At 41.1% G+C, this 18797-nt stretch carries 18 protein-coding genes; 8 read left to right on the top strand and 10 right to left on the bottom strand.

Features of this window, described 5'->3' with window-relative positions; all coding sequences use genetic code 11:
• Positions 1 to 20: 20 nt before the first annotated feature.
• The 10 genes from ybgE to aspS form a co-directional block, all read right to left on the bottom strand.
• Positions 21 to 314: a cyd operon protein YbgE gene (gene ybgE / locus C9J38_RS01910; protein ID WP_107205626.1), complete on the bottom strand. Its 294-nt coding sequence runs from the start codon at positions 312 to 314 to the stop codon at positions 21 to 23.
• A 1-nt stretch (position 315) separates the two neighbouring features.
• Positions 316 to 423, bottom strand: coding sequence for a cytochrome bd-I oxidase subunit CydX (cydX, locus tag C9J38_RS01905; RefSeq protein WP_005370675.1), 108 nt, complete (start codon positions 421 to 423; stop codon positions 316 to 318).
• A gap of 14 nt (positions 424 to 437) precedes the next feature.
• On the bottom strand, positions 438 to 1574 hold the full coding sequence (gene cydB, locus C9J38_RS01900; RefSeq protein WP_107205625.1) for a cytochrome d ubiquinol oxidase subunit II: 1137 nt from the start codon (positions 1572 to 1574) through the stop codon (positions 438 to 440).
• Positions 1575 to 1591: 17 nt separating this feature from the next.
• Positions 1592 to 3178 carry a cytochrome ubiquinol oxidase subunit I gene (gene cydA / locus C9J38_RS01895; protein ID WP_107205624.1) on the bottom strand — a complete coding sequence of 529 codons (1587 nt, stop codon included), beginning with the start codon at positions 3176 to 3178 and terminating at the stop codon, positions 1592 to 1594.
• A 942-nt stretch (positions 3179 to 4120) separates the two neighbouring features.
• Positions 4121 to 5140 carry a Holliday junction branch migration DNA helicase RuvB gene (gene ruvB, locus C9J38_RS01890; protein WP_107205623.1) on the bottom strand — a complete coding sequence of 340 codons (1020 nt, stop codon included), beginning with the start codon at positions 5138 to 5140 and terminating at the stop codon, positions 4121 to 4123.
• A gap of 29 nt (positions 5141 to 5169) precedes the next feature.
• Positions 5170 to 5793, bottom strand: a complete 624-nt coding sequence (ruvA, locus tag C9J38_RS01885; RefSeq protein ID WP_107205622.1) for a Holliday junction branch migration protein RuvA — start codon at positions 5791 to 5793, stop codon at positions 5170 to 5172.
• 77 nt (positions 5794 to 5870) lie between these two features.
• Positions 5871 to 7325, bottom strand: coding sequence for a methyl-accepting chemotaxis protein (locus tag C9J38_RS01880; RefSeq protein WP_107205621.1), 1455 nt, complete (start codon positions 7323 to 7325; stop codon positions 5871 to 5873).
• A 120-nt stretch (positions 7326 to 7445) separates the two neighbouring features.
• The gene (gene ruvC / locus C9J38_RS01875) at positions 7446 to 7967 is read right to left on the bottom strand and encodes a crossover junction endodeoxyribonuclease RuvC (protein WP_005370662.1); all 522 of its coding nucleotides are present in this window, start codon (positions 7965 to 7967) and stop codon (positions 7446 to 7448) included.
• 22 nt (positions 7968 to 7989) lie between these two features.
• Entirely contained in the window at positions 7990 to 8736 is a 747-nt protein-coding gene (locus C9J38_RS01870) for a YebC/PmpR family DNA-binding transcriptional regulator (RefSeq protein WP_107205620.1), read from the bottom strand.
• A 204-nt stretch (positions 8737 to 8940) separates the two neighbouring features.
• Complete coding sequence (aspS, locus tag C9J38_RS01865; protein WP_107205619.1) at positions 8941 to 10731, bottom strand: aspartate--tRNA ligase; 1791 nt, start codon at positions 10729 to 10731, stop codon at positions 8941 to 8943.
• A 320-nt stretch (positions 10732 to 11051) separates the two neighbouring features.
• Between aspS and C9J38_RS01860 the strand changes: the two genes are divergently transcribed.
• The 8 genes from C9J38_RS01860 to C9J38_RS01825 all read left to right on the top strand — a co-directional run bounded on the left by C9J38_RS01860 (position 11052) and on the right by C9J38_RS01825 (position 18758).
• The gene (locus C9J38_RS01860) at positions 11052 to 11963 is read left to right on the top strand and encodes a DUF72 domain-containing protein (RefSeq protein ID WP_107205618.1); all 912 of its coding nucleotides are present in this window, start codon (positions 11052 to 11054) and stop codon (positions 11961 to 11963) included.
• A gap of 172 nt (positions 11964 to 12135) precedes the next feature.
• Positions 12136 to 12864 carry a carboxy-S-adenosyl-L-methionine synthase CmoA gene (gene cmoA, locus C9J38_RS01855; protein WP_005370656.1) on the top strand — a complete coding sequence of 243 codons (729 nt, stop codon included), beginning with the start codon at positions 12136 to 12138 and terminating at the stop codon, positions 12862 to 12864.
• Between the two features lie 15 nt (positions 12865 to 12879).
• Complete coding sequence (cmoB, locus tag C9J38_RS01850; protein ID WP_107205617.1) at positions 12880 to 13854, top strand: tRNA 5-methoxyuridine(34)/uridine 5-oxyacetic acid(34) synthase CmoB; 975 nt, start codon at positions 12880 to 12882, stop codon at positions 13852 to 13854.
• Between the two features lie 86 nt (positions 13855 to 13940).
• On the top strand, positions 13941 to 14750 hold the full coding sequence (locus C9J38_RS01845) for an ATP-dependent zinc protease (RefSeq protein WP_107205616.1): 810 nt from the start codon (positions 13941 to 13943) through the stop codon (positions 14748 to 14750).
• A gap of 14 nt (positions 14751 to 14764) precedes the next feature.
• Positions 14765 to 16273 (top strand): inactive transglutaminase family protein, encoded by a 1509-nt coding sequence (locus tag C9J38_RS01840; protein WP_107205615.1) that lies wholly within the window; start codon positions 14765 to 14767, stop codon positions 16271 to 16273.
• 3 nt (positions 16274 to 16276) lie between these two features.
• Positions 16277 to 17251, top strand: a complete 975-nt coding sequence (locus C9J38_RS01835) for an alpha-L-glutamate ligase-like protein (RefSeq protein WP_105060595.1) — start codon at positions 16277 to 16279, stop codon at positions 17249 to 17251.
• 142 nt (positions 17252 to 17393) lie between these two features.
• Positions 17394 to 17900, top strand: coding sequence for a VC2046/SO_2500 family protein (locus tag C9J38_RS01830; RefSeq protein WP_107205614.1), 507 nt, complete (start codon positions 17394 to 17396; stop codon positions 17898 to 17900).
• A 180-nt stretch (positions 17901 to 18080) separates the two neighbouring features.
• Positions 18081 to 18758, top strand: a complete 678-nt coding sequence (locus C9J38_RS01825) for an SDR family NAD(P)-dependent oxidoreductase (protein ID WP_107205613.1) — start codon at positions 18081 to 18083, stop codon at positions 18756 to 18758.
• Positions 18759 to 18797 lie beyond the last annotated feature (39 nt).

Here is an 18797-nt window from a genome sequence, read left to right as displayed (position 1 = left end):
ATTCTACAAATCGCCTTCTATTAAAAAAAGTACAATTTAAGAACATAAATTAATATCGGAAGTGCGATGATTGGCGAGAAAAATAACTGCCAATACCAGCGATGAGGCACAAAACTCATACCAAAAACCATGGCACTGCATGTTGCCCAAATCATCAACGGCGCAATTACAGGACCAAAGCCACCAATTGCATCAGCAAACTGGTGTGGTTCCCACATCACTAACCCTGCAACAGTCACTGCCATTGCAATCGCTAATAATTTTAGTGGCAACATCATCAATGGTGCATGTATTGCTTTTATCGCACGATCCATATTACTCACTGTCGTTATCCATGTTTTCGGTCGTTTCAAGCCATAACGCATTGACGATACCAAAAGAACAAGCCAGTAGAACACCTAAAATCCAAGCAAAATACCACATTGTTCGTCTACTCCTTAGTACAGTGAAGTTTTGTTGTCTTCGATATATTTAGTATCTAGACGACCAAACATTTTGTAGTAACACCATGAGGTGTAAGCCAAGATCACTGGAACCATAATAAAGGCAACTACAGTCATGATCTTCAATGTTAACTCAGAGGATGTTGCATCCCAAATAGTCAAGCTGATGTGTGGATCTAGGCTTGAAGGCATAATGAATGGGAATGTTGCAAAACCAAACGTTAATACCACACCTACCATAGTTAGGCTTGAGAATAAGAAAGCAAAACCTGCACGGTTAGCACGTGAACACAGCGCTGTCAGTAACGGCATCACTACCGCAAGGATTGGTGCAATCCATAGTGCTGGGTAGTTCGCATAGTTAATGAACAATGCACCTGTCTGACGCATTACTTCTTTCGTAGTTGGATCTGAAGGTGCATTTTTAATGATTTCAGATGTAATTACGTAACCATTGATGCTTTGAGATACAAAACCTGCAATAACAAACACAACAGCCATTAGGATTGCAGAGCCTGCAGCAACCTTACGAGAACGCTCATGAATAGCATCTGTTGTTTTCATTTGTAGGAATGTTGCACCTTGAGTCACGATCATCAGTAAGCTCACCACACCACACAATAGTGCGAATGGATTTAGCAGACCGAAGAATGAACCCTTGTAGGTTGGGATCATGAACTCATTCAGCTCAAATGGTACACCCTGCATTAAGTTACCGAATGCCACACCGAAGATCACTGGTGGTACAAAACTACCGACGAAGATAGCTTTATCCCAAAGGCTACGCCATTTTGGATCTGTCAGCTTTGAACGGTAATCGAAACCAAGAGGACGAAGCCAAAGTGCAGCTAACGTCAAAATCATTGCAACGTAAAAACCAGAGAATACTGTTGCGTAAACTAGCGGCCATGCTGCAAACAATGCACCACCAGCGGTGATCAACCATACTTGGTTACCATCCCAGTGAGGTGCAATTGAGTTGATCATTACACGGCGTTCGTTATCCGTTTTACCAATGATATGAGATAGGATACCTACCCCCATATCGAAACCATCCGTGATTGCAAAACCGATGCATAGCACACCAATTAGTAACCACCAAATTAGTCGCAAGCTTTCATAATCAAACATTATTTGTTTCTCCCTGCTTACGCTTCAACCTGACGTGAAACCACATCTTGTTTTGTGTCATTTTGTTCGAAATGGTAGCGACCTGTTTTCAAGCTACTTGGACCAAGACGAGCGAATTTAACCATTAGGTAAACTTCAGCAACTAAGAATGCTGTGTATAGCGCTAGAATTGCCGCTAACGAGAACCATAGTTGTGACGGTTCAAGGTTAGATGCTGCCATATGAACAGGTAATATTTCACCTACTGCCCATGGTTGACGGCCGTATTCTGCAACGAACCAACCTGCTTCAATCGCAATCCAAGGTAGTGGAATACCAAATAGTGCAGCTTTAAGAACAAGCTTGTTACCAGTGATCTTATGACGACAAGACTGGATAAATGCAGCACCAATAATGGCGAACATTAAGAAACCAGCACCCACCATGATACGGAAGCTAAAGAATAGCGGCCATACTTGAGGGATTGAGTCATCTACTGCTTTTTGAATTTGTTCAGGTGTCGCATCAACAACTTTGTCGGTGTAAGGCTTAAGTAGTAAACCGTAACCTAAGTCTTTCTTCACTTCGTCGAAAGCTGCAATATTTTCAGGTGTCTTATCACCCGCGCGTAATTTCTCTAGAAGGCCGTATGCAACCATACCGTTACGAATACGTACTTCGTGCTCTTTCTTAAGATCACGGATACCCGTTACTTGTGTATCAAAAGAACGTGTTGCAATGATACCCATTAGGTACGGGATCTTAATTGCATAATCGGTTTCCATGGTTTCTTGATTAGGGAAACCAAACACAGTAAATGCCGCAGGTGCTGGCTCTGTGTGCCATTCCGCTTCAATTGCTGCTAATTTAGTTTTCTGAACGTCGCCTAGCTCGTAACCTGACTCATCACCAAGGATCATTACAGAAACGATAGATGCCATACCGAACGCTGCTGCGATTGCAAATGAACGACGCGCAAACGCAATATCACGACCTTTCAGCATGTAGTATGCACTAACACCTAGAATGAACATTGCACCACATACGTAGCCAGATGCTACAGTGTGAACAAACTTCACCTGTGCTACTGGGTTAAGTACTACGTCTGCAAAGCTCACCATTTCCATACGCATTGTTTCAAAGTTGAAATCAGCGCCGACTGGGTTTTGCATCCAACCGTTAGCAATAAGAATCCATAGTGCGGAGAAGTTTGAACCAAGAGCGACTAGCCAAGTGACAGCAAGGTGCTGGCGCTTAGATAGGCGATCCCAACCAAAGAAGAACATGCCGACTAGCGTTGATTCTAAGAAGAATGCCATTAGTGCTTCGATTGCCAATGGCGCACCGAAGATATCACCAACGTAGTGAGAGTAGTATGCCCAGTTTGTACCAAACTGGAACTCCATAGATAGGCCGGTAGCCACACCAAGAGCAAAGTTAATCGCGAAAAGCTTACCCCAGAACTTAGTCATGTCCTTGTAGATTTGCTTTCCAGTCATTACATAAACTGACTCCATAATGGCTAGTAAAAAAGCCATACCTAGAGTCAATGGAACGAACAAAAAGTGATACATCGCTGTTAGAGCGAACTGTAACCGCGATAGTTCGACGACATCAGTTAACATTGATAACTCCTTTATTCACCAGCTGACTGGTGACAGTACTAATATGTACCGATTATTGGGTTTAGCTTTGTATAGAGAACTTATTGCAATTTTGCCGACCTTCCTGATCACTTGCTTATAGTTGCAAGCATCCATGTTGTGTTGCAATATTGTTTAAATAAATTTAAATATACGTAATTCTATAGCTAATTTAGTCGTCGGTAATATTACAGATATTAAATGCAATCTTCAAAGAGTTTATTACGCGTTTTGCTTTGACAAATATCAAGAAAAAATGAGCTTGATAGCCTGTACGCAGATATTTTTGATTTAGATCAATTTACAGAAGATTTTGATAGGAAGAATGAATTTGGAAGGAGTAAACAATGAATTATATTTGATCGTATTCTGAAATAATATTCCTTTTCCTATTCTTATTTAATCATGATAGTTAAATGAAGTGAATCATTTTTTGCTTTACTTTTGTTATAACTTAATAAAATTTATGAATAATCTAGAAAGATCATCAAACCACCTTCTAGACTGTCATTCGTTGTCTTGTAAGGTATCGTAAACACCGCTCAAATATCTAAACTTACGATTTATAGATATCTAAGTTAAACATAACGTTTTTTATTTTTTACTAAATATCAGCCCATTAATGTATAAAATTAAACCATCGATACAATAAAAATAAAACGTTCTGCTTTTGTGATATTGTCTTGTTTTATATTTCTCATTAGCTTTCACCTAATAAAAATGAAAACCATAATCATATTTTTGATAATAAAAAACAGATAAATATTACTTGAATCATGAGTAAATAGTAAAATTGATTTTTAAATAACTAACGTGATAAATAAACATCAAATCAAAATAACAATAAATTCACAATATAATAAAATTATTAAACAACAAAGCGTGACTTTAATCGCCACGCTTAATTTTTCTGATTTTTTTATTTTACTTCGTATTTTTAGGAAGATCTAAACCAAAATGGAGATATGCACGATGTGTCGCAATTCGGCCTCTTGGTGTCCGTTGTAAATAACCTTGCTGAATCAAATACGGTTCAAGTACATCTTCAATTGTATCTTTCTCTTCACCAATAGCTGCTGCTAAGTTATCTAAACCGACAGGGCCACCCATAAACTTTTCAATAATAGCTAATAGAAGTTTACGGTCCATATAATCAAAACCGCTGCTATCAACATCGAGCATGTCTAATGCTTTATTAGCGATATCAGGACAAATATGTCCGTTACCTTTTACTTCAGCGTAATCTCGCACACGCCGTAACAAACGATTAGCGATACGTGGCGTGCCACGAGCACGCATGGCCATTTCCATCGCGCCGCCTTCTTCCATTGATAGTCCTAAACATTTAGCACTTCGGCCTACAATGTCTTTGAGATCTTCTACTTTGTAATACTCAAGGCGTTGTGTAATACCAAAACGATCACGTAGAGGTGACGTTAATGAGCCCGCTCGTGTCGTTGCACCTATTAAAGTAAAGGGTGGCAAATCAATTTTAATTGAGCGTGCGGCTGGGCCTTCACCTATCATAATATCTAATTGGTAATCTTCCATTGCAGGATAAAGTACTTCTTCAACCTGAGGACTTAGACGATGTATTTCATCAATAAACAACACATCGTTTTCTTCAAGGTTTGTAAGTAGCGCAGCCAAATCACCGGCTTTTTCAAGTACAGGGCCTGAGGTTGTACGAATACTTACCCCCATTTCATTCGCTACTATATTTGCAAGCGTTGTTTTACCCAATCCTGGAGGACCAAAGATCAATAAATGATCTAAGGCTTCATCACGCATCTTTGCCGCTTTAATAAATATTTCCATTTGATCACGAACATGATCCTGTCCTTGATAATCATCAAGTAATTTAGGTCGTATTGCGCGATCAATTATATCGTCTTCACGGGTTGTTTCGAAATTACCAGAAACCAGTCGATCAGCTTCAATCATATTTTAATGCCTATACCCAACTTACAGGGTTATACCATTGAGCGGAGTGCATCACGAATAATCGCTTCACTACTCATCTCTGGTTGTGTGACTTGAGAAACCACTTTCGCGGCAATTTGTGGTTTATAACCCAGTGCAACCAATGCACTCACCGCTTCATCTTCAGCGCGAGCTTGATTCGATGGATCTTGGATCGGAGCATTGGATGCCGCTGTATCAAGTGCTGGCGTAAATAAGTCACCTTCACCCCACCCTTTTAAGCGATCTTTCATTTCAACAACTAAACGTTCTGCTGTTTTCTTGCCGACTCCGGGGATTTTAACTAGCGTAGTCACATCTTCTAATTCAACGCTACGAACAAATTGACTTGCAGTCATAGCTGATAAAATTGCTAAGCCTAATTTAGGCCCAACACCGTTCGCTTTAATTACTTCACGGAATAACTCACGTTCATTTTTATTATTAAAGCCATACAGTAGTTGCGCATCTTCTCGTACCACAAAGTGAGTAAAGATAATGGCTTCTTGGCCGATCTGTGGTAACTCATAAAAACAGCTCATTGGCATCTGCACTTCATAACCAATCCCACCAACTTCAAGTAATACTTCAGGTGGCTGCTTTTCAATTACAATTCCGCGTAGTCGACCAATCAAAACATCATCTCTATAGTGAATTTAAACTGGCACTAGAATAGTAAAGAACTGGATAGACATCCAGTTCTTTATCGATTTTACGAAGAGTGAGAAACAACTTGATCAAGTTGTTGTGTTAAATGACGAACAGCAACCACTTGCTGATTTAATTCTGTACCATGTTGTGCAACTATTGCAGCCACACTTTGTGTATTTACCACACTATTAGCAACTTCACTGCTCGCTTCATCCAGCTCTTTTAATGCGGTTGATTGAGCTGCCATCAAACCCGATAACCCTTGTACATCTTGCGAAATCGTTGTGACTTGCTGAATGATATTATTCATCCGTTCAGTACTGGCGTTAATCACACCTTGACCGTGCCGTACTTCCTGCTCACTACGATCCAATAGATGGCGGATCTCAACGGCAGATTGACTACTTTTCGCCGAAAGCTCCCGTACTTGATCTGCTACAACCGCAAATCCCCTTCCCTGATCTCCAGCACGAGCCGCTTCTATCGAAGCATTTAGCGCAAGCAAATTGGTTTGTTCAGCAACAGAGGTGATTAAGTCCGCCACTTTCATAATCTCATCATGACTATTAATAATTTGGCTGATCGCTTGCGTTGAATCTTCTAAGTGCGCCGAACTTTTTTGCGCCAGCTCATAAACCACGTCGCTTTTTTCACGTAATTCCTCAACAAACTGACTTGAGCTCTCAACTCCAAGGACCATTTGGTGTACTTGATGGCTCATTTGTTCAGCAGCGCTGGCTTGTGATTCACTATTAATATTCAGTTCATTGACTTGGCTATCTAGCTGAGACGATTGATTCGCTAAGCTATAAGATACTTGCTTTAATTGTTCAGAATTATTATTCGCTTGAAGTAATACATCAGATAGACGTAATTCTCCTTCAGTTGCTTTACTGGCCTCTGATTCACTTTTTAGCTTAGCTTTCTCGGCACGATTAATTGCTATATCACGTTGTTTCGCCGTAAAAGCTAATGCAATACCAATGACAATCAATGGCAATACGGTTCCAGACCAAACCTCAATTTGCTGTGCTGTATGAGATAAAGAAAGCTGTGGAAATGAAACACCCTGCATATATTGGTATGTCATGTAAGCCGAAACACAAATGATCAAGCTACTCCAAAGAATAGCCATCGCGCGCGTTGCCGATAGGAAGAAAGAGACAACTAACAAAGGCACCCAATAAGTCTGCGTTGAATCAACCACACCACCACTTTGATAAATAATATTCAGCGCGTGGATTGCCATACCAATAAAACCTAAATTTAAAGATATTAAAGGCTGCTGAAGCCAACGCAGGCTCGAAATAGCAAGGAGTTCTAATACAATCAATATGACAGAAGTAAAAACAAGATTATCATGACCATGGTTTGACCATTTAATCAAACTATAGATACCAACGAGAAAAGCGATAAAAGTAAATAAGGAAAGGATATCGGCTTGGCGTTGTTGTGCTGTTGTCCATTGAGGTTGGCGCGGCATAAATATACTGCGCCATAAAGTGGCAGGGTTCATGATCACTTCCTTACTTATTATCGTTAGACCTCTGACCACTATAGATTGTTAACATTTCTATAACAAATATCTTAATAAATATATGCCTTAAGTGTCTCATCTTTAATAATAGTAAGCTTATTAACGATAACGCCCCTTTCGTGCTCCCGTCGCTTTCCCTGCCATTGCCACTAAGGTTTTATAGGTATGCGCGTGACAAATCGCAACAGCTAAAGCATCAGCAGCATCAGCTTGAGGCTTACCTGCTAGCTTTAATACGGAACAAACCATATGTTGTACTTGCGCTTTATCTGCCCCACCGTTTCCGACTACCGCCTGTTTGATCAATCGCGCGGCATATTCACTGACCGGCAAATCTGCATTTACCGCTGCAACAATTGCACTGCCTCGCGCCTGACCTAATTTAATCGCAGAGCTGGCATTTTTGCCCATGAACACTTCTTCAATGGCAAAAAAATCAGGCTGAAATTGCGTGATCACTTCAGACACGCCTGCATAGATTTGCTTTAATCGTCCAGGAATACCAGGCTCTGAGGTGCGAATACAGCCGCTTCCTAAATACTCTAAATTACGTCCAACCTGACGAATTACCCCGTACCCCGTAATACGAGAGCCGGGGTCTATACCTAAAATTATCGACATTTTTCACTACTATTAGTAGCAATTATTCAAGCGTAGCTGCTACTTCATCTGACATGTCACCGTTATGGTAGACTTCTTGAATGTCATCCAAATCTTCTAATGCATCAATTAAGCGTAATAGTTTAGGTGCTGTTGTTGCATCTAACTCAGCCTTCGTTGATGGCACTAAGGTTACTTCTGCATTTTCTGCTGTAAAACCTGCGGCATCTAATGCATCTTTCACGCTACCGAAATCTGCAGGTGTCGTATAAACATCGATTGAACCATCGTCATTAGTTTCAATATCGTCAGCGCCAGACTCTAACGCGACTTCCATAACAGCATCTTCATCTAACCCCGCCGCATAAGAAATCACGCCTTTTTTATCAAAAAGGTAACCTACGCTGCCATCCGTGCCAAGATTCCCCCCCGCTTTAGAGAAAGCATGACGTACGCCAGATACTGTTCGATTACGGTTATCCGTTAAACACTCAACCATTACCGCCGTACCCGCAGGACCGTAACCTTCATAAATGACAGTTTCTACGCCTTCGTCATCTTCACCACCAGCACCACGTGTTACTGCACGGTTGATAGTATCTCGAGTCATGTTATTTGATAGTGCTTTATCAATGGCAGCACGTAATCGAGGGTTATTTTCTGGCTCACTGCCACCTTCTTTAGCGGCTACAGTAATCTCACGAATTAACTTAGTAAAAATTTTACCGCGTTTAGCATCTTGAGCTGCTTTACGATGTTTTATATTGGCAAATTTACTGTGTCCAGCCATGTTATCTCCAATCAGGCAATGTTAATTTTTTTGCTTGCATGAAAACATAAACCAAATAAGAGGTTAAAGCGAACAAAACACTTTTACCAAATAAGATGGACAGCAGAAAGGAATCAACAAAAGACAAAAAAGCCGATGTCTTATAGGCGTTCACTAAAAAGTGGCAAATAAGTCATCGGCTTTTATTACAGCAAATTAATCAGATCACTCTGCGTCTTTTGCTTCTTCGTCTTTCTTAGCAATTTTAACGGCAATAGATAATTCTTCTAGTGCTGCTGGGTTTGCTAGGCTTGGCGCGTCAGTTAATAGACATGCTGCTGCCGTTGTTTTAGGGAACGCGATAACATCACGGATATTATCTGTACCACAAAGAAGCATTACAAGACGGTCAAGACCAAACGCAAGACCTGCGTGTGGTGGCGTACCGAATTTCAGAGCGTCAAGTAGGAAACCAAACTTCAAACGTTGCTCATAAGCAGAGATACCTAAGATATCAAATACTGTTGATTGCATAGCAGAGTTATGGATACGTACTGAACCACCGCCCACTTCATAACCATTGATTACCATATCGTACGCATTTGATAGCGCTGCTGCAGGGTTAGCCGCTAGCTCTTCTGGTGTTAGGTTTAATGGTGATGTGAATGGGTGGTGCATTGCAGATAGTGAACCATCTTCGTTCTCTTCGAACATTGGGAAATCAACAACCCAAAGTGGTTTCCATGCTGACTTGTCTGTTAGACCTAGATCTTCACCTAGTTTCAGACGAAGTGCGCCCATCGCTTCTGTTACAACACGTTTGCTGTCTGCACCGAATAGAATGATGTCGCCAGATTCTGCTTGAGTGCGCTCAAGAAGATTAGCAACCACTTCTTCGTTAAGGAACTTAGCAACAGGAGATTGAACACCTTCAAAACCTGCAGCGCGATCGTTAACTTTCATCCATGCTAGGCCTTTCGCGCCATAGATACCCACGAACTTAGTGTATTCGTCGATTTGCTTACGGCTTAGCTCAGCACCACCAGGTACACGGATAACCGCTACACGACCTTTTTCATCGTTAGCAGGGCCTGAGAATACTTTGAAATCAACATCTTTAACGATGTCTGCAACATCAACTAGCTCAAGTGGGTTACGTAGATCTGGCTTATCAGAACCGAAACGACGCGCTGCTTCTTCGAAAGACATGATTGGGAATGTGCCTAGATCTACGTTTAGTAGTTCTTTCCACATTTCAGTGATCATCTTTTCAGTTACAGCACGCACTTCTTCAGCTGTCATGAAAGATGTTTCGATATCGATCTGAGTAAATTCAGGTTGACGGTCAGCACGTAAGTCTTCATCACGGAAACACTTAACGATTTGGTAGTAACGATCAAAACCAGACATCATTAGCAGCTGCTTAAATAGCTGTGGTGATTGTGGTAATGCGTAGAAGTTACCTTTGTGAACACGACTTGGTACTAAGTAATCACGCGCGCCTTCTGGCGTTGCTTTTGTTAGTACTGGTGTTTCAATATCAAGGAATGCATTGTCATCTAAGAAACGACGAACGAAGCTTGATGCTTTTGCACGTAGCTTAATACGATCGCTCATTTCTGGGCGACGAAGATCTAAGTAACGGTACTTTAGACGCTGCTCTTCAGAGTTCTTTTGGTTGAAATCAAGCGGTAACGCGTCAGAACGGTTAATGATTTCAAGGCCAGTTGCATAAACCTCAACTTCACCTGTTGCCATGTCTTTATTACATTGGCTTTCAGGACGCTCACGCACTTCACCCGTTAGACGAATACAAAACTCGTTACGTAATTGGTTTGCTAGTGTGAAGATCTCAGTCATATCAGGATCAATAACAACCTGAACCACACCTTCGCGATCACGCATATCAATAAAGATAAGGCCGCCTAAATCACGACGACGGTTTACCCAGCCGCATAAATCGACTGTTTGTCCTGCAAGGGACTTGTTCAGGTGTCCACAATAATGGGTGCGCATAAGAAATTCCCAATCTATATACTTTACATTCCTGCGTTTAGTGTCGATAACGCTAAACGTCAGGCGAATTCAATCCCGACCGCTTGCTGTCTAATTTATCGTCTAAATTGGATAGCAAGAAGGCCAAGAGGCAAAAATAACGAGGCATTATACCCAAACAGCCTCAATAAGCGAAGTGATCCGACGGTAATTCATCACCAATTCGTTATGACGACTTTAAAGTCTTATTATGACCAAATATCTACGGCGATTTAGACTTTTACAAACAAAATCACGTAAGATAAACCATCACTCTCAACTTAATAAACCCAAGTATTATTATGTCTTCACCTTCTGATTTATCTTTACCGTTATATCTTGGGTTATCTCAATGGTCACACAATCATTGGCAGCAAAGCATATACGGTAAAGGCTGTAAAAATGGTGACCGTTTAGCTCGCTATGCAGAGGTATTTCATACTGTCGAGGGAAATACCACCTTTTACGCTATTCCGAGCATGACGACGGTAAAAAATTGGAACGGTGCGACACCTGACAGTGGATTTAAATTTACCTTTAAAATTCCCCAAACCATCACCCATCAGCAGCAGCTTCGTCATAGTAATCAAAGCTTGGTGGATTTTCTCAATACCATGTCGCCGGTTGAAGAAAAAACGGGCGTATGGATGATTCAGCTACCTGCGAGGTTTAGTCCTCACGATTTACCCTTACTCGATGCCTTTTTAGATCAGTTTCCACGCCACTTTACTACCGGTGTCGAAGTTCGCCATCCTGTGTTCTTTGCCAAAGGCGAAGAGGAAAAAGCACTTAATCGAATGCTGTTAGAAAAAGGCAGTAACCGCATTATTATGGATAGCCGTCCTGTCTTTTCAGCCATAGCGAATACAGAAGCGGTGATTGATGCACAAAAGAAGAAACCTCGCGTGCCAGTTCATGCAATCGCAACCGCTGATAACCCTGTGATCCGCTTTATTGGTCATCCTGATGATGCGTGTAACGATCCTTTTTTTAAAAACTGGCTACAACGACTGCCTTTATGGATCAAAGAAGGTAAAACGCCCTATCTCTTTATTCATACCCCAGACAATAATGCTGCGCCTGAATCAGCCCGTCGGCTTTATAATGTGTTACGCGATAACCTTATCAGCGAAAACCACACTCTTTCGCCACTCCCCGAACTTGCTATGCCCAGTGCTGCTGAAATAAGTACGCCACAAATCTCTTTGCTATAAACGCAAATAATCAATCAAAGAACAAATCAGAAATCATTAAAGACAAATGCTGCTATTTTCTCTACAATACGCGACCTTTCAAAGGTGATGGATCGCCTGAGTATCAGCAAAGTTTGATGCTCAATACGTACAATGGATCCCTGTTCTTTATATATTATGAGGTTCGTGAGAAATGGCAGGCCACGACAATATTTTTGCTGCGCCAATTGAAAAACTCGGTGATTTTACGTTCGATGAGCGTGTTGCTGAAGTCTTCCCTGATATGATCCAACGCTCTGTGCCGGGTTACAGTAATATCATCTCAGCAATTGGCATGTTAGCTGAGCGCTTTGCCAAGCCTCATTCTAAAGTCTTTGATCTTGGTTGCTCTTTAGGGGCAGCCACTCTTTCTATGCGTCGCCATATTCAGCAAGAAGGTTGCGAAATATTAGCAATTGATAATTCTGCTGCTATGGTTGAACGATGCCGATTATTAGTGGACGCATATCGCTCTGACACACCAGTGCAAGTACTTGAAGCTGATATCCGTGATGTTGATATTCATGACGCTTCAGTTGTGGTTTTAAATTTCACTCTCCAATTCCTTGTACCTGAAGATCGCCAAGCATTATTAGAAAAAATCTATGCTGGCTTACGCCCTGGCGGTATTTTAATTTTGTCGGAGAAATATATTTTCGATGACGAACGTGCCAATGAATTATTGATTGATTTACACCACGATTTTAAACGAGCAAATGGTTATAGCGAGCTAGAGATCAGCCAAAAACGGAGCGCAATAGAAAATGTGATGCGCCCTGACAGTATTGAAACCCACAAAACACGTTTCAAGAAAATAGGCTTTTCTAGTTCTGAAGTATGGTTCCAGTGCTTCAATTTCGGCTCAATGTTTGCGATTAAATAAGGTTTTTTGTTCCATATGTTTAGTTTTTCTGATTTTTATCAGCTTCTTGCCCAGCATGAAACATTACGTCCATGGCTAAATACTCTACCTAAACAATTAAGTGATTGGGAAAATAGAGAGCACGGGGATATGGCTCGTTGGGTTCGCGCATTGCAAAAGTTCCCAACCGATAAACCCGATATTATTGATTTAAAAAATGAAGTCAGTGTTCGTAATGAAGTTCCGATTGCCGATGGTGAGAAAAAACGTTTAGAAAGTCTATTACGTTTGCTTCACCCTTGGCGTAAAGGCCCATTCACCATGCATGATATTCATATCGATACGGAATGGCGCTCAGATTGGAAATGGGATCGTGTACTGCCTCACATTACACCACTAAAAGGCCGTAGCGTATTAGATGTAGGCTGTGGTAATGGCTATCATATGTGGCGCATGCTGGGTGAAGGTGCAAAGCTTACCGTCGGTATCGACCCATCAAGCTTATTTTTAATTCAATTTGAAGCCATTAAGCGATTAATGGGCAACGATGATCGCGCATTCTTATTACCATTAGGTATTGAAGATCTGCCCGAATTAAAAGCATTTGATACGGTATTTAGTATGGGAGTCCTGTACCACCGTCGTTCACCGCTCGATCACATTATTCAGTTAAAGAATCAACTGCGTAAAGGCGGTGAAGTCATTCTAGAAACATTGGTGATTGATGGTGATGAAAATGCGGTATTGGTTCCAACTCACCGCTACGCCCAAATGCACAATGTTTATTTCTTCCCATCAGCAAAAGCATTAAAAGTGTGGATGGAAAAATGTGGCTTTGTTGATGTCCGTATTGTTGATGAGAATATAACAACAACAGATGAGCAAAGAACGACAGATTGGATGACAAATAATTCCCTTCCGGAATACTTAGATTCAAAAAATCCGTCAAAAACTATCGAAGGATATCCAGCACCAAAACGTGCGGTTTTAATAGCCCGCAATCCTGACTAGTAACTGACACTGGGATGCTGTTCGCATCCCTTTTTGTAAGGTAAACTACGGTCGACATTAGAAAATAGACGCACATAGGAGATATGATGCTTCGCTTCAGCGTACCATTAATAACAATTGCAATACTGACAGGGTGTTCAACCACGCAGCCTCAAGATCATCAAGAAACCTTGGCAGCGATCAGCAACGTAGAACAGAATATTAATTCTCAATTCGATACTGTTTCTACCCGAATGGATTCACAACAGCAATATATTACCGAACTCGAAAGTAAATTAGCGTCTATATCTAAAGATCTAAAGTTTATTAAGCAAAAAAGCCTAGAAAAGCCTAAAGTTATTGTTGAAAAACAAATTGTTCGAGTGCCTGTTGAGCCTAAAATTGAAGATAATCCAACCCAAGCCAATGGTAAAGCTATCCTTGGTCAGGAAGAGTGGGTTTGGCTTGATTCGGTTAAATCATTCTTTAAAGCACGTGTCGATACAGGTGCAACCACCTCTTCTTTAAATGCTGTTGATGTACAAACTTTTGAACGAGATGGAAAAGAATGGGTACGTTTTAACCTGAGTCATGATTCAGCAGAAGATACACCAGAAGAAAAAGCACAAAACGATAAAGCAACGCCTGAAACTATCGAAGCACCTATTCTGCGTTGGGTTCGTATCCGTCAATCAACTTCAGAAGATGCGGTACGTCGTCCTGTAATTGAAGCTTGGATCACGCTTGGCAATTTACATGAAAAAGCGCAATTCACGCTTGCAGATCGAACTAAGATGGATTTCCCTGTTTTATTAGGTCGTGAGTTCTTTAAAGACATTGCACTCGTTGATGTGGGTAAAGAATTTGTTCAAGGAAAAACTGAGCCAAAACCAGAGCCAGTTAGTGCTAATAAATAAATGATGAGGATGTCATGACGTCTAGAGTACCTTTTTATATCCTTATTTCACTGCTAATTATTGCAGGTTTAGGGTTGAGCATGTATCGCCACGATGTCTACGGTGTGCCGTGGACACCAGGCGAAGAGCGTGCAGTATGGGAAGTTGAAGCACGTGTTCAATTCGATGCTGTTGGTGATCCTGTACAAGTTAAAATGGCCACGCCTGAAACACAGGAAGGCTTTACCTTAATTGATGAAAGTACGTCGTCTCCTCCTGGCTACTCTGTACTTATTCATGATACGAAAGAAGGTCACCAAGCTGACTGGGCTACGCGTACCGCAATGGGTAAGCAAGTGCTTTACTACAAAACTCAGCTTCTTGTTGATGATCAAGCGCAGTACAAAGAGATCCCACCTAAAGGTGAACCTGCAGCGGTTAGTTTAAGTAACCCACAACAAACAGCAGCAACAGCACTGTTAACACAGGCGCGTAATTTATCTGCGAACAACACCACGTTTGCCCGTGAGCTTATTCGCCAATTACAAGATAAACAAAACCAAAACGCATCTGTGTTACTTGATTCTATGAGTCCGCAAGAAGCCATTACGAATTTACTTTCACTTGAAGGTATCCATTCGCGTATTGTTAGCGGTTTAAAACTTGAAGATGGTCGTCGTCGCCAAACAGTGATGCCGATGGTTGAAGTGTGGGATAACAATAGTTGGAAGCTCTTTAATCTGACTACTGGCGAAGAAGGCAAACCTTCGGATGTAATGATTTGGAACCAACAAGGCAGTGCGATGCTAGATGTTGTTGGTGGTCGAAATTCTAATATTAGTTTTTCTATCATTGCTCAAGACATCACACCACAGCGTGCTACGCAAGAGAAGATTAAAGCCGAAGACTTATTAAACTTCTCAATCCACTCATTACCACTCGAAGAACAAGCAATGTTTAAAACCATTATGCTTGTTCCTATTGGTGCCCTGATTGTGGTATTCCTTCGCGTGATTATTGGCTTGAAAACCTCTGGTACTTTCATGCCAGTGTTAATCGCGGTTGCGTTTGTCCAAACACAATTATTAACGGGTATTGTTGGTTTCTTATTGATTGTTGGTACAGGTTTAATTATTCGAAGTTATTTATCGAAATTGAACTTGCTCTTAGTCTCACGAATATCCGCGGTAATTATTACCGTAATATTGATCATTTCAATATTCACGGTTGTTGCCTTTAAGATTGGTCTTATTGAAGGTCTAACAATTACCTTCTTCCCAATGATCATCTTGTCATGGACTATCGAACGTATGTCGATTCTATGGGAAGAAGAAGGGGCGAAAGAAGTCTTCGTACAAGGTGGTGGTTCACTACTCACTGCGATCCTTGTGTACCTTGCAATGACGAACCCTATGATCCGTCACCTAACATTTAACTTCATTGGTGTGCAGTTCATCATTCTAGCTGCCATCCTAATGCTAGGTAACTACACAGGTTATCGTTTAAGTGAACTTCGTCGTTTTAAGCCGCTAACTGAGGATTAATCGATGAATTTACTTGCACGTTTTACTTCACCAAACAAGCTGAAAGAACGTGGCATCATGGGGATGAACAAGCGTAATCATAGCTACATTGGTCGCTATAATGATCGCAGCCTTTATCCTCTTGTTGATGATAAATTAAAAACAAAATTTATCGCCCAACAAGCCGGTGCAACCGTTCCTGATTTGATCGGTGTTATCGATAGCCAAGGCTCAGTAAAAAAAATCCACGATATGGTAAAAGATTGGCCTGGATTTGTGATTAAGCCCGCACAAGGCTCGGGCGGTAAAGGCATTTTAGTTATTGTTAAGCACAAAGACGGTATTTATGTAAAACCGTCTGGTGCAGAAATCAATAAACAAGATGTTGAACGTCATATTACCAATACCCTCGCGGGACTATTCTCGTTGGGTGGTAAAAATGATGTCGCCATGGTCGAAAACTTGATCCAATTTGATAATGTTTTTGATGGCTTTAGTTTTGAAGGTGTACCTGATGTTCGTGTCATCGTATTTAAAGGCTATCCTGTGATGGCGATGATGCGTTGTTCGACCTCTGCGTCCGATGGCAAAGCAAACTTGCACCAAGGTGCTGTCGGTGTCGGGATTGATATCGCGTCAGGTAAAGCGGTACGAGCAGTTCAATTTAATCAGCCAATTGAACACCACCCAGATACTGATCGTTTACTCAGCGAGCTTCAAGTACCTAATTGGAACAAGCTACTAACGCTTGCTGCGAGTGCTTGGGAAATGACAGGCTTAGGCTACATGGGTACAGATATGGTGTTAGACAAAGTGAAAGGCCCTATGGTGCTAGAGCTCAATGCTCGACCAGGATTGGCCATTCAAATTGCAAATGGTTGTGGTTTACTCCCTCGCCTTCGCCATATTGAAAATATCGGTACTTCTGCACATACGCCAACACCTGAAGAGCGTGTCGCCTATGCTGCTCACCAGTTCGGTGTCAAACCTAAGTTTTAATCTTCTCGGTTAATACCTTTTGAAAGCCCTGTCGTGTTATCACGACAGGGCTTTTTTATTTTTATTAATAATATAAAAAATTAAAGCTCTTGGCATTGATGTCGATATAAAGACTATCACTATGATTAAGGCTTACTTTTCCATGCAACACATTTCTTTAGATAATATGCTGATCAATGAGATCCAGCTCGGTACAGGACTCAACCAAGCGGTTGAATCTGGTCGTCGTGCTGATTTCTCATTAATGCTTGCATTGCTATCTTCTGAATTAATGGAAAACACACCGCAAGATAACGAGCCTGAGCAGATTCAAACAGAGCAACAACTACGTGCTTATTTTGAGCTACCTTTTCCTCAACCGCTGACCACATCAAAACATTGTTACCAACGCTCTGCGGATCAGGCAAAAGCTTTCCATGAATCAGGTATTGCGAGTACCCGTTTACTACACGGCCTGCAACCCACAGCGTTAACGTTCCCAGCAGAGAACACTAAAGGATTACCTGAAGATATCTTTCACAACCTTTCAGTACACGAACGTCGCAAGCTTCCACCAGAAGAGCCTCGTCCTATCTCGGCATCACCAAAAAACTTATATGCTTCGCTTATTCATGCAAAGCGAACTTCTGAGCTTTATCACGCCGCTTAATATTCATATAACTATCTGCCAACCCAGCAATGATACCCAACAGGTATCTTTGTGAGCGCAATCAAACATTGTCACATCCAATTATTCTATTGTGAAAGCGCTAACTAATATGGTTCTTAACTACTTTTGGTCTGATCAGTTAATGCCATATTAACATGATAATTTTGGGATGATACTACTATGCTTATTGATCAATCTGTAATAGTCATCACTGCTGCAGGTACTCTCATCGGTAAAGCCATAGCTCTTCATTTTGCATCATTAGGGGCAAAACTTGCGCTCGTTGATAATGACATCCAAAATTTAGAGGCAACACAGAATGCTTGTTCTCAATTCTCTCGTCATATCAACATCTTTCATTTAAAAAACACCCAACCGCATTCAATTAAACAAGTCTTTACCAATATTCAGCGCCAACTAGGTACATTTAATGTCTTACTCAATACATGGCCAAAATGTACGAATACACCAAGTATTCTTGAGCCCAATGCAATTAATAAATTCAATGATGTAATGTGTAACAACGCAACCACTTTTTTTAGCGTTGGACAAATAGCAGCAACAATGATGCAAGACAACAAACAACCTGCTGTTATTATTAATTTAGCCTTACAACCATCTCACCATCACGCTCACCTTTCCGATACTAGTAAATCAGTAATACAAGGCTTAACTTTTGGCTGGTCTAAAGAATTATCTTCTTTGAATATCCGAGTGGGTGCCATTATTCCAATTACTTCAGATAATCAGACAATGCTCCATACACGATTACAAGTAGAAATAGTCAGTTGCACGGAATACATTATTACTAATGATTCCTTCAATGGCAGGATACTTGAAGCAGAGTGTTTGATATAACCATCTATAAGATATAAAAAAGCCCGCTAAGTTAGCGGG

Source organism: Photobacterium sp. GB-210, from assembly GCF_003026075.1.
GTDB lineage: Bacteria > Pseudomonadota > Gammaproteobacteria > Enterobacterales > Vibrionaceae > Photobacterium.
This window is presented reverse-complemented; position numbering and strand designations above follow the sequence as displayed.

What these genes read in the sequence shown, in the direction of transcription:
- ybgE (WP_107205626.1), bottom strand. Translation starts at nt 314, where the DNA reads ATGGATCGTGCGATAAAAGCAATACATGCACCATTGATGATGTTGCCA.
- cydX (WP_005370675.1), bottom strand. Translation starts at nt 423, where the DNA reads ATGTGGTATTTTGCTTGGATTTTAGGTGTTCTACTGGCTTGTTCTTTT.
- cydB (WP_107205625.1), bottom strand. Translation starts at nt 1,574, where the DNA reads ATGTTTGATTATGAAAGCTTGCGACTAATTTGGTGGTTACTAATTGGT.
- cydA (WP_107205624.1), bottom strand. Translation starts at nt 3,178, where the DNA reads ATGTTAACTGATGTCGTCGAACTATCGCGGTTACAGTTCGCTCTAACA.
- ruvB (WP_107205623.1), bottom strand. Translation starts at nt 5,140, where the DNA reads ATGATTGAAGCTGATCGACTGGTTTCTGGTAATTTCGAAACAACCCGT.
- C9J38_RS01880 (WP_107205621.1), bottom strand. Translation starts at nt 7,325, where the DNA reads ATGAACCCTGCCACTTTATGGCGCAGTATATTTATGCCGCGCCAACCT.
- ruvC (WP_005370662.1), bottom strand. Translation starts at nt 7,967, where the DNA reads ATGTCGATAATTTTAGGTATAGACCCCGGCTCTCGTATTACGGGGTAC.
- C9J38_RS01870 (WP_107205620.1), bottom strand. Translation starts at nt 8,736, where the DNA reads ATGGCTGGACACAGTAAATTTGCCAATATAAAACATCGTAAAGCAGCT.
- aspS (WP_107205619.1), bottom strand. Translation starts at nt 10,731, where the DNA reads ATGCGCACCCATTATTGTGGACACCTGAACAAGTCCCTTGCAGGACAA.
- C9J38_RS01860 (WP_107205618.1), top strand. Translation starts at nt 11,052, where the DNA reads ATGTCTTCACCTTCTGATTTATCTTTACCGTTATATCTTGGGTTATCT.
- cmoA (WP_005370656.1), top strand. Translation starts at nt 12,136, where the DNA reads ATGGCAGGCCACGACAATATTTTTGCTGCGCCAATTGAAAAACTCGGT.
- cmoB (WP_107205617.1), top strand. Translation starts at nt 12,880, where the DNA reads ATGTTTAGTTTTTCTGATTTTTATCAGCTTCTTGCCCAGCATGAAACA.
- C9J38_RS01845 (WP_107205616.1), top strand. Translation starts at nt 13,941, where the DNA reads ATGCTTCGCTTCAGCGTACCATTAATAACAATTGCAATACTGACAGGG.
- C9J38_RS01840 (WP_107205615.1), top strand. Translation starts at nt 14,765, where the DNA reads ATGACGTCTAGAGTACCTTTTTATATCCTTATTTCACTGCTAATTATT.
- C9J38_RS01835 (WP_105060595.1), top strand. Translation starts at nt 16,277, where the DNA reads ATGAATTTACTTGCACGTTTTACTTCACCAAACAAGCTGAAAGAACGT.
- C9J38_RS01830 (WP_107205614.1), top strand. Translation starts at nt 17,394, where the DNA reads ATGCAACACATTTCTTTAGATAATATGCTGATCAATGAGATCCAGCTC.
- C9J38_RS01825 (WP_107205613.1), top strand. Translation starts at nt 18,081, where the DNA reads ATGCTTATTGATCAATCTGTAATAGTCATCACTGCTGCAGGTACTCTC.